Consider the following 13,789-nt stretch of genomic DNA (forward strand, 5'->3'; position numbering starts at 1 on the left):
AAATGACGACCGAGGCTAGTTACAACAATCTATCTGAGATCTTGGCCGAGATCCAAAGAGGCAACGTTGCTCCGGTTTACCTTTTGTACGGTGACGAATTTCTCTACAAATCTGCCTTTAAGCCCCTCTTGGATGCCATAGTCCCACCAAAGGAACAGACCCTCAACTATGAGGCCCTGGACGGGGCAACGGCAAGTATTCATGAGGCCGTTGAACGTCTGAATACATTTCCTCTTCTTCCTTGTTCTAAGGTGATTGCAGTTCATGACACACAGGTATTCTATTCAAAAGTGACCGTTGATGAACTCCTTACGAAATCAAAAGAGGCATTTGAAAAGGAAGACTTAAAGGGGGCTGCCCGGTGTTTCCTTCAGATGCTGAGCGCGACCGGGCTCTCGCTTCAGACTGTGGGCCATGAAGACCTGGAGAAACTCCTGGACAAAGCCTTCGGGGACCGTATCCAGACTGTCAAAACGGGTGCTGGCACGTGGCTTGATCAAGTAGTTGATTATTGCCTTCGGGAACAGATGAAAGCGCCGGCTAATGAGGATGAGGGCGATGTCTTGAGTGATGCTATCATTGCAGGTTTTCCCAAGACCAATCATCTTTTTCTTACTACGGAATTTGTTGACAAGCGCAGGAAGCTGTACAAGGCGATAAAGAAAATCGGAGTGGTCATCGACTGCTCAATCGCTCAAGGGGAACGTGCAGCCGATAAGCGCGAGCAAAAAGAAATCTTGAAAGCCCATATGAAGAAGACTCTGACAGGGGTGGGCAAGACCATGGCGCCTCGCGGTTTTGAGGCCTTGTATGAAAAGACAGGCGCGAGTTTGCGTAGCTTTAGCAGTGAAATGGAAAAGCTGATCGCGTTTGTGGGTGATCGCAATGAGATTCTGGTCGATGATGTTCAACAGGCATCAAACAAATCCAAGCAAGACCCCATCTACGAACTCGCCAATGCAATTGGGGAAAGGAACTCACAAAAGGCGCTCTTCTATATAGATAGCCTCTTGGAAGCCAACTTGTTTCCCCTTCAGATCCTGTCATCTCCAATCAACCAGGTGCGCAAGATGATTCTGGCAAAGGATTTCATTCGGAGTTCGTCAGGAGAAAGCTGGAAGACTGGAATGAATTACGGGACTTTCCAAAGGGCAGTATGGCCGGAACTGGACAAGCGTAAGGGAGATCTTCTAACCGGCAATGCGCATCCTTATGCTGTTTACATGACTCTCGTGCACTCTGAGAACTATAGCTATGAGGAACTTGCCAAGGCTATGGAAACCCTCCTGGATACTGATCTGAGACTCAAGACGAGCGGGCAGGATGCCAAGCTCGTTTTAGAGCATGGCATCCTGCAAGTTTGTGGCATGCCTGTAGACGCATCTACAAACTTTCCAGGTAGGCTAAATCCTTTGTCTGAGAGTTCTTCGTGCCGATGACAAGAATCTGGGTTTTCTTGCCAGGATCGCGCCTCCAGTAGATCCTTCCTCTGTAGCCAAATTCGCATTCAAAGGCCGGTCCAGCCCCTTTTTTGGAAAAGACCTTTCTTTTTACGGATAGTTGGTTGGTATTTTCATTCATGTTGTGGATAAATTCTTCAGCACGGAGTTCCAGATCGCCTTGCAGGTTCACGAACCCTTCTACGGCTCTGGGCTGAATTTCAAGATTCTTGTACAGAGTTTTGAACCGCTTCGTTATGCTATTGATCTGCTTACGTTGTTTCTTGGTTGGGACTTTCTGAGAAGACTCTATCCGTTCCAATTCCTTTGCAAGGCGGCTGACCTCATCTTCTAGTTTTTCTTTAAGGGCAATGTTTTCGTGGAGACTTTTTTCCAGCTTTTCCATTTCTGTCAAAGCCTCATCTTCAGTAGCCTGCACCCTGTCGCTGGCCAAGCCGAGTTCAGCCTGAAGCATATCAATTTCATCCTGTTGAAGCTTTTGTGTATCCGTGACGTCCATCAGACGTTGTTGGGTGGCAGTCAACTTACTGGTTGCAGCTTCAAGAGCTTGCTGGTTCCGAAGGCTTAGCTGCTGGGCTTCCCTGGCGCTTACACGGTAGGCCCGGTAGAGCAGGGAGGCGAAAACAACGATGTAAAAGGCAAGCACACTGTTTGCGAGCAAGGTGTTTCTGGGTATCTGTACGATGACGGAAAGCTCAAGCCCCTGGTTCATAACCTCCAAGTTCTTTTGCGCAACCTGAATCATTTCTGTGGGGCCAGGGGGTCGCTTCTCAAAATGGAGTGCGTCTGAGTCAAATGGATAAAGCGCTTCTTGGCTGGAAGGTGGATAGATCCAACTGCCGGTTCTGGTCTTAACTACGATTTGAGGCAAGAGACCCCATTTCAAAGCGAAAAGTGAAGCAAGATGCCGATCAATGTTTTGTTGGATTTCGTCTTGAATGCCGATACGGCCCTGAAGGAGGGATATTGAGTCGGAAATCAGCACGCCTTGCAACTCAGCAGTCCATTTCTTCTCAAAAAATGTTTCCAATCCCTGGAGGGACAAGATGTAGAGAAGAGGGGGCAAAAGGATGCAAGAAAAAAGAACGCGAAAAGAAAGGTGTTTCAACTGTCAGGCTCCTAAGGCTCCTAAGATTCTGACGCTTTGATTTCTGCGAGGAGATTGCCTGCCGCTTCTCGTTCCGCAAAGGGATGTTCGATTTCAAGCGCAGTATTCAAAGCCTCAACAGCTTGCTCTGCCTCATTGTTTTTCCAGTGGGCCAGGCCCAGGTGATAGAGTATTGTAGGATTCCGTGGCATCTTTTCTGCGGCATCACTCAATTCGGAAATGGCGCTGGCATAAAGGCCTTTGACAATAAAAGCAAGGCCGAGGGTGTCCGCAACACTGGGGTCATCCGGCAAGCGCGCTTTCGCTTTTTTTGCAAGGTTTAAAGCACGATCCGGATCCTGCCCTTGTTGGACAAGCAGCCAGGCCAGGTTGTTGGCGGCAGGTGCGAACTTGGGGTCAATTTCCAAAACCTTTTCATAGGTCTGGCGCGCGTTTGCAGTATTTCCTTCTGCGTCATATATTGCACCCAAAGCCATACGGGCCTGGATGAATTTTGGTCGTTTTTCCAGGATTTCCTGGTACTGGGCGATTGCCTTGGCTGTTTCATTCTTGGCCAGATAAAGACGGGCCAAGGATAGATAAGGAGCTACCAGATCGGAGTTTAGCTCCAGCGCTTTCTTGAAGGCGATCTCACTGTGCCTATAGTCCTTCCGCAAAAACAGGACACTGCCCTTCATTTCAAGGAAGATAGCTGCCAACCTGGGGGTTTTTTCATTCTGCCGGATTTTATCATCCAGCAATGAAACCGCTTTGGCAGTCTGTTCTTGGGCCATGAGCAGGGAGACCTTTGCTGCCAGAGCGCCTATATGATCAGCTTTCAAAGTCAGCACTTTATCCAAGAGCTTCATGGCCTCGCCATAGCGTCGTTCATGGCGGTCCAGTTGGGCCAACTGGTAGTAAGGCGCAGGATTTTCAGGACGTATCTCCGTTGCATGTAAATAGGCATTCCGTGCCTTTTTGAAATCCCGCTTTAAAAGATAGGCGTTAGCCCTTAACACATGAGCTCGGAAGTGTTTAGGATCTCTGGCAAGAACTACCTTGATATGCTCAAGGGCCAAGTCTGCCGCGCGTTCGGCAACAAAAGCTTCAGCCAGGAAGATTCGGGCATTCAGATTGCCGGGATTATATTCCACGGCTTTGAGCAATGCCCCTTTTGCCTTGTTGTGTTCTTTTGAGGCCAGATAGACAAGCCCAAGATAGTAGTACGCACCTGAATGACTTGGATGGTCCCTGACTATGGCTTCAAGAACGTCTGCTGCCTCTGGTAGTTGTTTTTTTCTGAAGAGCAGACGCGCTTTTAACAGACGAGCTCGCAGGTTGCTGTCATCCTTTTTCAGCACTACATCAATAAGCCGTTGCGTTTCTTCCGGTCTGCCACTGTCCATGTACAGAGATGCAATGGCATTTTGAATCTCAAGGTTTTGCGGTTGCAGTTCTTGTGCTTTCTGCATCCACTCGATGGCCTGTTGCCACTTTTTCTGCGACGCATAAAAAGCGCCCATGGTCATCTTCGAACCCACGCGGTCAGGCGACCTTTCAGCCATCTTAAGGTAGGTCTCCTCGGATGCCTTGGAATTGCCCCGACGGAGATAGAAGTTTCCCAATTGACCAAGGAGAGCGATGTCTTCCGGGTTCTTGGCAATGGCGTTTTGAAATTCTCTTAGCGCTTCGTCAAAATCCCCTTGATGCTCATAAAAACGGGCGAGTTCAAGTCTGACGGCAGGGTCCTTCGGGCTGGCAGTTACAGCTTCTGTGAGATAATGTTTGGCCTCAGCAAAACGTCTTTGGCTTCCGGCGATACGTGCAAGTGAGATGTAAGCTCTGACATTCTTTTGGTCCAGGAGCGTCACTTCCTTGAGAACTTCTGCGGCTTTTGAGGGCTTGCCCTCCTGGAGGAGGACACCCATCCTCAAAAACAACGCATCGATGTTTTTCGCCTCTTTTTCTAAGACGAAATCTGCCTTTTCGCCGGCCTCTTGCGTTTTTTTGCCCACAAGATAGAACTGGCCTAGCTTGAGCTGAGCATCCAAATTGTCAGGATCCAGGTCAACTGTCCTGGATAGTTCCCCAAATGCCTGTTTGGGCTGCGCAGTCTTCAGATAGGCCTGGGCAAGATGGTAATGGCCCTGCGCAAATTTTGGTTCAGCCTGGATGGCATTCTTGTACTCAATAATGGCTTTCTTGAATTCCTGCTTTTCAAAATAGTCATCTCCCCTCTTCATGTGCTTTGCCCTTTTCTCGGCAGGGTCGCTGCTGCAGGAGAGGATAGAAAGGATGAAAAGGATGAAAAAAACGGTTTGGCAATAACGGCTGCAAAAAAGCCTCATGTGAACCTCCGTTACGTATTTTTTATTGCAGAACTAAACAAGCAAGCATCTTGCCAAGGTGAACATTATGGTTCTATTTCGCCAGGTGGATTACTCGCGATTTAGTCGGAAAGGGGTTGCAAGATAATGTCTTTCGCCTCAAAGATAGACCTGCACTCAGCGCCGCTGCTGCTATAAAAAAAAGCGTCATCCTGGGTATGCATGCCCACAAGATTTGAACGTCCAAAAACCACATCCGTTTTCACTTTGCCCTTAAGGTCGTATCCGTGGTGGGAAAGTACAACCAGGTCAGGGGCCTGATCCATATGGGGTCCGTGATAAAGCTCCTCTTTGAAGTATATTTTCCTGGCAATTTTCTTCCCATCTTCGAAAGTAAGTTCTTCGAGTCCTTCCATGATCTCCTGCCGCACCCGCTCATAGTCAGCGCGATCGACTGTTCCCAGAGGATATTTTTCTTTAAGATTAACATAGATTCGAGAAGGGTCCATGACAAAAGCCGTGGATCCCGGGCCGATATCCATAATGCTGTCAGGTTCCGCTTTCTGGTATTTCAAGTATCCATTTTCCTCCAGCCAGCGATTCAGGTAAACCTCGGTTTTGATACCTGTAAAACCATGGTCGGAAAGCATATAAAACGTGTTAAGTCCATCCTCCGAACCATCCAAGCCCAGGAATCTATCGTACATACGGCCTACAAATCGATCCACCTCTTCATAGTAATTCAAAAATGCTCGGTGATAGTGATGCTGCCCCTGTTCATAGGCATCCCACAGGAAATGCATCAATCGGTCAGTGCCTGTGACTACTACGATAAGAAGGTCCCAGTCGATTTCCTCCCAGAGTAAATCGACAGCCCCTTCTCGCCCTTTGAGTGTGGCATACAGATCTTCAAACAAGAATTCGTGGTCTTGGCGTGCCTTCATGGTATCGACGTCGATACGGTAGTTCATTTCATTCAAGCGCGGGATGAGAGCCTGTGGGTATACTGCCTTGTTGATGTCAATAGCCACAAATCCGGATATGAGGGCCCCGTCTATTGTGCGTGCAGGATAGGTGGCCGGCATATTGATCACCACGGTCTTTTTGCCCTGTGCAGCAAGGTCTTCCCAGAGCGGGGGCGCCTTGAGATGGGTAAAATTCGGAAAATACATCTTGTAGGTTCCGGGTTCGAAGTCCATGAACCCGAAAATTGCATGTTCACCTGATTGGGCGCCTGTCATGAAAGATGACCAGGAGATTGATGAGATTTCCGGAATACAGACACTTGTTTGGCCAAAGTATCCGTTTGCGAAAATTGAGGCCATGTTCCGGATGTGGCCTTTGCTTTGCAAATCTTTCAGCAAGGTGTAGGGCACTCCATCCAGGCCGACTACAACTGCACGCGGTTTCGCTTTGTTTTTGAGCTTGTCTAAGAAACCCACTTGTTTTTCTCCTTTCTACGTACCGCCAGTTTGAATTTCAATCTCAACTCGCCGATTCGCCGCCCGGCCTGCGCTTGTTGCGTTTGGCTCACGCGGGCTTTCTCCTCCCATGCCGATGGCGCGTATTCTCATAGGGTTAGTTCCCCTTGCCACCAAGTAGCTCTTCACGATATTGGCCCGAAATTCAGAGAGTTTTTTGTTGTAATGGCGTCCCCCCAGTGTGTCCGTGTATCCCTTGACAACAATCTCAATATGGAGATTTTGCGACATAGCTGCAGCAAGCCTGTCAAGATCGGCATATGCCTTTGGCAGGAGTTCATTCGTATCGTAGTTGAAGGGAACAATCAGGTTGAAATCTGCAGAAAATATGGGGGCATCGCTGTTTTTGGCCGGATTTGGTCCGCCTGCATCCGTGATATCTTCTTCTGTGAAGACCCCACCAGCAGGGTTTGGGTCAAGTGTGTCTGTATTGTCCGCTAAGGTTCTGTTTGTGTTGTCGTTGCCGGATGTTCCCGCCTGCCAAGACCTGGCGGGCAGGTCCTGGTGTGTGTCATCACCGGCCAGTTGAGGTAGCATTGTATCACGTGCTTGTGCTGCGGTGACAGTACGATGCATTTGGAGGTGTTCTGATTCCGGCGCTTCGGTCTTCGTGATTTCATTTTTTGTGCTTGTACGTTCCGAGCTGGCGAAAAATCGGCCGTAATAGTCTCTGGCATCCTTGATATAGTCTTTATGTCCGGTAGTTGCCAGATACCAGCAAAAGGCGACAACAAACATTAATCCGGCATAAAAGGCCGGCCTTAATAGGAATTTTTTTCTCTTTCTCGGCATGGTGAGCAGGAGTGGAAGCTGGTTCAGTCTTTTTTCACCCGGCAATGTAAGCTCTTTGGCACATTCTCTTACAACAGTGGGGGTTATCGATTCCAGGTCTCTCACATAGCCTGTCAATAATGCATGGTCGCAGATGATATTGATAAGACGCGGATAGCCATAAGAAAAAGCGTATATCTCACGAATTGATTTTTTTCTGAAGATCTCTTTCTCGGCGCCGGCGATCTTCAAGCGATGCCTGACATATTCTCCCGTCTCAGCCTCAGTTAACGGCTTGATTTGGTACGTAATCGTAATTCGTTGCCGGAGAGCCCTGCACCAATTCTCCATTAACATTTTGTTGAATTCATTCTGGCCTACAAAAAATATGTTCAGAAGTTTTGAGTCTTCCTTTTCTATGTTAGACAGCAGCCGGATTTCCTCAAGCAGCTCCCTGGAAAGTTCTTGTGCTTCATCAATAATCAGCAGGACAGTCTTGTCATTTGAGTGAGCGGTATTCAGAAACCGGGTGAACCTTGAAAGAAAATCGACTTTCTTGCTGAATCTGCCTTCAATTTCAAAGACTTCTGCAAGGAAATTGAAAAACTCCAACCTTTCCAACCTGGGATCCACAACGGTTGCAACGATAGTATCATGGTCAAGTTGATGGAGCAGCGTCTTGATGAGTGTTGTCTTGCCTGTGCCCACGTCACCAGTGAGTAACAGGAAACCCTTTTTGTCAAGAACGCCATATCTGAGTGTTGCAAGGGCCTCTTGGTGTTTTTCGCCGAGCCAGAGGAACCTCGGGTCCGACGTTATCTGAAATGGTTTTTCAAGCAAATTGTAGTGGGATAGATACATGATCTAGCTATGTTACATATAGCCGAGAGATCGCAACTGTGACATAATTTGTTCTTTATCCTGGCCTCTGCCGGCACGTTCAGTGGTATTCTCGAGGTCTTGTTCCCAGGCCGGGATATCGGAGACTTTCGTCGTGGATCCCTTTGCGCCCAAAGATCTATAGCCCTGGTAGTAAAGAGAGCAAAATGGGATACTATGCTTGTGGATGGCATTCCAGATATCTCGTTCCTTGAAATGCAAGATGGCGTGCACCCTGGTGTGGTCCGGATCTTTCCTTGGGCTGAAATAGGCTTCCTCGATCCTTGCTTCTTGCTCATCCCATCGAATAGCTGTGGATAGCGCCTTAACGCGGTTTTCTTCCATGAACACATTCATGGCCACTGTTTTCATGAGGTGATTGCCCACGTACGATTCAGGTTCGAAAGGAAACGAATCTTCGTTGTAGTTCAACCTCTGTATTTCCTGCTGGTTTCTTTCGTTGAGGTCAGCCACTCGAATCAGGTCTCCCACATTTTGTGCCTTTTCGCTCACATCAGTATTTTTTGCAATACACACATTAACATTCCATGCCTTCTTCACTTGATCCACTAGATCCAGTATCTCTTCAAATACGTGGCCTTCATCAATGAACATGGCCCGAGGTACGGGCTGCCCCAGTTCTTCGCACACCTGCTTGTATAGCCACACCATTGTGGTGCTGTCTTTGCCACCCGTCCAAGCCAAGAAGAGCTGGTCTCGGGAAAACATCTTCAGGGCCTCCCTTATGATGTTCTTCGACTTCTCGATGTTTTCTTCCAAGGTCAGGTTCATCAAACGTTCCGTGTCTTCCTGCATGGCAGACACTCCTTTCTCATACTAAGGGCTCTATTTCAGTTCACTAAACCTAGTGCGGCAGGTTTCGTCTGTCGTTCCGCCTTCGGCGGACGTGTCGAAACCGTACCACGATTGCCGAAATCGGCCTGAGGCGGACAACCCCAACCGCCACCGCAACCCGGTCTGTTTCAATTTTAGGCATTTTAAACTTTAGGCATTTTAGGCACTCATGAGTTTGCGAACGTCCGGCCCTCTTCAAGGGGGCAGATCAAGGCCAAGTTCTCTGGGCCCGGATATTTATTTATATCACTTATCGGTCAAATACTCAAGATGCTTCAGATTTTTTGTCTGTACTCAGGCTCATCCAAAATGGGGAACGTGCGTCACCCCCTCGTGGAAGTCTTCCTTGTGTTCAACACTAAAAGTGGTATATATGACACTATCTTGCGAGGCATGATTCAGCGCGTTATCAACAAAATTCGTGTTTTTTTTGCCAGAACATTTTTTTAAGACAACCACGAAAGCACGAAAGTTCGAAGACACGAAAGTTTCATGCAAATTTTCCCTTCGTGCTTTGGTGTCCCTTCGCGTTTTCGTGGTAATGTAGTGTCGTTGGGTTCCGGCTTATCCGGCTTAGATCAATTCCCATGCAACTCAGTATTTTCAAAAGACTAACCATCGGATATCTTGCAATTATGTTATTTGTTGTCTTTCTGGGGGTTTATGTTACCTTGAAACTGAACCAGCTAAGTCGCATCACCCACGCAGTCATATCAGTTGAAAGCACTGGTATCAGACTCACGGAAAACCTCTTGGAGGCCTTGTTTTCTCAAAGGAGTTTTGAAAAGAAGTACCTTATTTCCAGAGACCAGGACTTTTACGAACAATTTTGGAAAATAGAGGAATATTTCTCAAAAGACCTTGAACGACTTGGAAGCCTCATGGATTCGTCTGAAAAAAGGAAATTATTCGCCCAGGCAGAAGAAATGCATGGTCACTACATTTCTATTGTCAAGACAGAATTTGGTTTCACGACCGAAGGTCAGACTTATTCCTATGAAGAACTTCAAGATGAAAAGGAAAGAACTGTTGATGGGATTAACAGGAGGCTGAGAGAGATTATTCAAATGGCCAGAATGGACAGAGACAAGAAATTGCAGGCCTCAAGCCGGATTAGTTCCCGGGTGTCAAGAGTCACGGCCATTACCGCGGCCATAGTCATCGTGATGGGAATTGTCATATCTTTTCTTAACACAAGGAGCATAAATAGTCCTATTCACCTTTTGCGAGAGAAGACCAAGGAAATATCCAAGGGTAAATTCGAAGAGTTGCCCAATATTTCTTCACCCCCGGAAATCAAGGAACTGGTCGACGCGTTTAACTTGATGTGCGAGCGGCTCAAAGAACTGGACGAGATGAAAGCTGATTTTATAAGTCATGTATCCCACGAACTCAGGACACCACTAACTGCCATCAAAGAGGCCTCCAGCATGTTGTTGGAAGGCGTGTTTTTGAGTACGCCGGAAAAACAGAATTCGCTCTTGACGATTATAAGGGAGGAGTGTGAAAGACTCATAAAATCAGTCAACAATATTCTGGATCTATCGTGCATGGAAACAAAGATGATGGATTATTACTTCAGGCAATATCAGCTTGTTCCGGTAATAGAGGAGGTCGCCCTGAAGTTTGCGCCTATTGCCATCAGAAACAAGATCAGCCTTGATTTAAAGCTTTCTCATGATCTGTCTCCCGTTAGCATTGACGAGAACAGGATTGTGCAGGTCATAGAGAACCTGTTGGGAAATGCCCTGAAATATACTTCAGAGGGAGGCAAGGTCATTATTTCTGCTATAGCCAAGAAAAACGAGAAGGGGTATGTTGAAGTCTCAATCTCAGATACCGGCCGTGGAATTCCGGAGGGGGACATGAAACAGATATTTGACAAGTTTAAGAGAATAGATGCGGGAAGGGAAACGGCCGGAGGAACAGGCCTGGGCCTTTCAATCGCAAAACATATCATTGCAGCACATGGAGGCAGAATATGGGTGGAGAGCGAACCAGAAAAGGGAAGTACTTTTTTCTTTACCCTGCCTGTTGCATAGCCCTGCTCCTTGGGATTTGGGGATGTGCTGCCTTGCCAGAATGGGCTAAAACGCCCCTGGCTAAAGGTGAAAGGCGTCTTGCGAGGGCGAGGACCCTTTTTGCCAAGGGAGAATATACGGCCTCTTTAAAAGAGACACATGAGATATTAAGGATGCATCCATACACCCTGGGGGATAAAGCGCTCATGCAGGAGGGTTTGATTTACGCTTGTCCCAAGAATCCCGAGCATGATTACCAGAGTTCCCTGAAGTCCTTTTGCAGATTGCTCAAGGAGTTTCCACGAAGCAAGGAAAGGGCACAGGCAGAGGTTTGGGTGACGCTTCTTCAAGAGATTGTAGACAAAGACATCATGTTTCAGCAAGAAATCCGAAACAAAGAAAGTGGAATTTCTGAATTGACGAAACAAAACAGCCACCTGGAAATGACCCTTAAGAAAGAAACGGCAAAGGTGAAGGAACTGGAAACGGAGGTACAGAGACTAAAGGCCCAGGCGAAGAGATCAGACGTTGAAGTAGAGAAACTAAAGGAGCAGTTGTTGAGACTAAAGGAGATCGACCTGGGGATAGAGAAAAAAAAGAGTCAGGCAAAATGAACAATGTGAGGGAATGAGGATGGATAAAATCTTGGTCTTAGATGATGATCAAAACCTCCTTCAGGTCATAAAGATGAGACTGGAGGCCAACGAGTATCAGGTTGCCACTGCTATTCAGGCGGGAGATGCAGTAGAGATAGCGAAGACTAAAGGGATTGATCTGGCCCTGGTAGACCTTAAACTTGCTGGGAAAAACGGCATTGAGGTCATGGAGGAACTTCATCAAATAAATCCCGAGATGCCCATTATAATCCTTACTGCCTACGGAACGATCAAGAGTGCGGTTGAGGCTATGAAAAGAGGGGCTTACAGCTATTTAAGCAAGCCTTTTGACTATCATGATCTCTTGCTGCAAATAAAAAACGGATTGGAAAAAAGTCGGCTCTCAAAAGAGGTTTCGAGGCTCAGGAATATCGTAGAGGGGACATATAGCTTTAAGAATGTCATTGGCAAAAGCGAAAAGATGAGAAAGGTGTTGGCAGAGGTGGCGCTCGCGGCTGAGAGTGAGTCGAGCGTCTATATCGAGGGGGAAAGCGGCACGGGCAAGGGCTTGATTGCAAAGACCCTGCATGTGGCAAGTTCAAGAAAAAATGGTCCCTTTGTTGCTATTAATTGTGCCACTATCCCTGAAAATCTGCTGGAAAGCGAGCTCTTTGGTTATGAGAAAGGGGCATTCACCGGGGCCACGCGGAGCAAGAAGGGATTTTTTCTCCAGGCCCACAAAGGCACCCTCTTTCTCGATGAAATATCACAAATGCCTGCATTCATGCAGGCCAAGCTGCTCCGGGCATTGGAGGAAAAGGAATTTTATGCCTTGGGGGGAGAAAAACCAGTAAAGGTGGACACGAGGATCATAGCGGCTTCCAATAAGAAAATGAAGGAAGAGGTAAAGATGGGCCACTTTCGAGAAGACCTCTTTTATCGAATACACGTTATTCCCATTGAACTTCCTCCCCTGAGACAGAGAAAAGAAGATATACCACTCTTGGCGGAATATGCTTTAGAGAAAATCACCAGGGAAAATAAGAAGCGTATAAAAGGTTTTTCTCCAGGTGTGCTGCAAAAACTGATGTCCTACGCCTGGCCCGGCAACGTAAGGGAGTTGGAAAATACTGTTGAATGTGCGGTTGCCATGGCAAGGCACGATGTCATCACAGAAGACCTGATCCTTCCCGCACATATGACCGAAGAGGACCAAGCAGGGTCTTCCAAAGAGACAAAACAGGATTTTGAAAAGAACTACGCCATTCATATAACCGAAGGGGACCGAATAAGGCCTTTCAAAGAGGCGAAACAGGGTTTTGAGAAGAACTACGCTATGGAACTACTGGAGCTAACCAATGGCAATATCAGCAGGGCAGCAAAACTGGCAGGAAAATACCGGGCTGATTTCTATGATATCCTGAAAAGATATGATCTGAATCCAGAGGATTTCAGAAACAAATAAGGGAGAGACTCCCCCGCAGGAAAATCCCTTCACGCAAAAAAGTAAATTCCGTATGCATTTCCCTTCATTCGAAGTATCCGCCTGAACCAACCCCAAGGTCATATCGCCCCCAGGTGTGAAAAAACTGCCGCTTCCACAAGTCACCGTGAAAAAATTGCCACCTCAAGGACGCACGAAAAACAAGGCATTTCTAAGGGCTTACACTGTGGTGTCCAATGTATCTTATTGAATAAGCAACAAAATGTCTCCGCTTCACCGTTGAATAGAAGTTTCATCTTTTAGGTTGGCACATGGTTTGCTATATGGTAATGGAATAACAATATATTGAGATGACGCACGATCATCACACTACATATTGGGGGTGTTTCTGTTAACGTGCGTGATTAATCCGTTCGTTTGAAAGATGAAATCTCGATTTGCCCGCTTATTGCCTAAGCGTTTTGTAGTTCTTGTTGCCCTGATTATCGTCATACTTCCAGGCATCCCAAACGCCTATTCGGCTCAGATAACGCTTGCCTGGTCGCCTAACGATGAACCAGACCTGGCTGGCTACAGACTTTTCTGCCGACAGGAGGGTCATAGTTACAATTACGACCTTCCTATCTGGCAAGGGACTGCAACAAGCTGCACCATTGCCGATCTGGATGACGACACCAGATACTGTTTTGTGGTGAGGGCCCTTGATTCCTCACAAAATGAAAGCGGCGACTCTAATGAAGCGTGTTGGCAGTACTCGCCCGCACCTACCACGCTTGAGAGTTTGTCTATTAGCGGGCCGGACTCGGTGAGCGAGGGAAGCACAGGAAGTTATGCGGCCACAGCCCGATTCAGTGATGGGAGCAGTCAG

Annotated in this window: 10 protein-coding genes; 5 read left to right on the forward strand and 5 right to left on the reverse strand. The window is 47.3% G+C overall.

The genetic code is table 11. The features are described 5' to 3' along the window. Nucleotides 1-2: 2 nt before the first annotated feature. Nucleotides 3-1,439, forward strand: coding sequence for a hypothetical protein (locus JW883_01765; GenBank protein MBN1840991.1), 1,437 nt, complete (start codon nt 3-5; stop codon nt 1,437-1,439). Here the strand turns inward: JW883_01765 and JW883_01770 are convergent. From JW883_01770 to JW883_01790, 5 genes are all read right to left on the reverse strand, one after another. Further along, complete coding sequence (locus tag JW883_01770; GenBank protein MBN1840992.1) at nt 1,384-2,568, reverse strand: hypothetical protein; 1,185 nt, start codon at nt 2,566-2,568, stop codon at nt 1,384-1,386. The two genes, JW883_01765 and JW883_01770, sit on opposite strands and share 56 nt — an antisense overlap. 20 nt (nt 2,569-2,588) lie before the next feature. Further along, nucleotides 2,589-4,895 carry a tetratricopeptide repeat protein gene (locus JW883_01775; protein MBN1840993.1) on the reverse strand — a complete coding sequence of 769 codons (2,307 nt, stop codon included), beginning with the start codon at nt 4,893-4,895 and terminating at the stop codon, nt 2,589-2,591. A gap of 101 nt (nt 4,896-4,996) precedes the next feature. Continuing rightward, a complete protein-coding gene (locus JW883_01780; protein MBN1840994.1) occupies nt 4,997-6,316 on the reverse strand; it encodes an alkaline phosphatase family protein in 1,320 nt (439 codons plus the stop codon). Between the two features lie 15 nt (nt 6,317-6,331). Then, entirely contained in the window at nt 6,332-7,987 is a 1,656-nt protein-coding gene (locus JW883_01785) for an AAA family ATPase (GenBank protein ID MBN1840995.1), read from the reverse strand. Nucleotides 7,988-7,999: 12 nt separating this feature from the next. Then, entirely contained in the window at nt 8,000-8,821 is an 822-nt protein-coding gene (locus JW883_01790; GenBank protein ID MBN1840996.1) for a phosphoadenosine phosphosulfate reductase family protein, read from the reverse strand. Between the two features lie 674 nt (nt 8,822-9,495). Here JW883_01790 and JW883_01795 point away from each other — a divergent pair. The 4 genes from JW883_01795 to JW883_01810 form a co-directional block, all read left to right on the forward strand. Beyond that, the gene (locus JW883_01795) at nt 9,496-10,902 is read left to right on the forward strand and encodes a HAMP domain-containing histidine kinase (GenBank protein ID MBN1840997.1); all 1,407 of its coding nucleotides are present in this window, start codon (nt 9,496-9,498) and stop codon (nt 10,900-10,902) included. 32 nt (nt 10,903-10,934) lie between these two features. Continuing rightward, nucleotides 10,935-11,495 carry a hypothetical protein gene (locus JW883_01800; protein MBN1840998.1) on the forward strand — a complete coding sequence of 187 codons (561 nt, stop codon included), beginning with the start codon at nt 10,935-10,937 and terminating at the stop codon, nt 11,493-11,495. A gap of 19 nt (nt 11,496-11,514) precedes the next feature. After that, nucleotides 11,515-12,942, forward strand: a complete 1,428-nt coding sequence (locus JW883_01805) for a sigma-54-dependent Fis family transcriptional regulator (protein MBN1840999.1) — start codon at nt 11,515-11,517, stop codon at nt 12,940-12,942. Nucleotides 12,943-13,345: 403 nt separating this feature from the next. Then, nucleotides 13,346-13,789, forward strand: a 444-nt coding sequence (locus tag JW883_01810; protein ID MBN1841000.1) for a fibronectin type III domain-containing protein, incomplete at its 3' end; no start/stop codon positions are given.

The organism is Deltaproteobacteria bacterium, assembly GCA_016930875.1.
GTDB lineage: Bacteria > Desulfobacterota > Desulfobacteria > Desulfobacterales.

Excerpts from the sequence above, each read along its gene's own strand:
- JW883_01765 (MBN1840991.1), top strand. The coding sequence starts at position 3 with ATGACGACCGAGGCTAGTTACAACAATCTATCTGAGATCTTGGCCGAG.
- JW883_01775 (MBN1840993.1), bottom strand. The coding sequence starts at position 4,895 with ATGAGGCTTTTTTGCAGCCGTTATTGCCAAACCGTTTTTTTCATCCTT.
- JW883_01785 (MBN1840995.1), bottom strand. The coding sequence starts at position 7,987 with ATGTATCTATCCCACTACAATTTGCTTGAAAAACCATTTCAGATAACG.
- JW883_01790 (MBN1840996.1), bottom strand. The coding sequence starts at position 8,821 with ATGCAGGAAGACACGGAACGTTTGATGAACCTGACCTTGGAAGAAAAC.
- JW883_01795 (MBN1840997.1), top strand. The coding sequence starts at position 9,496 with ATGTTATTTGTTGTCTTTCTGGGGGTTTATGTTACCTTGAAACTGAAC.
- JW883_01805 (MBN1840999.1), top strand. The coding sequence starts at position 11,515 with ATGGATAAAATCTTGGTCTTAGATGATGATCAAAACCTCCTTCAGGTC.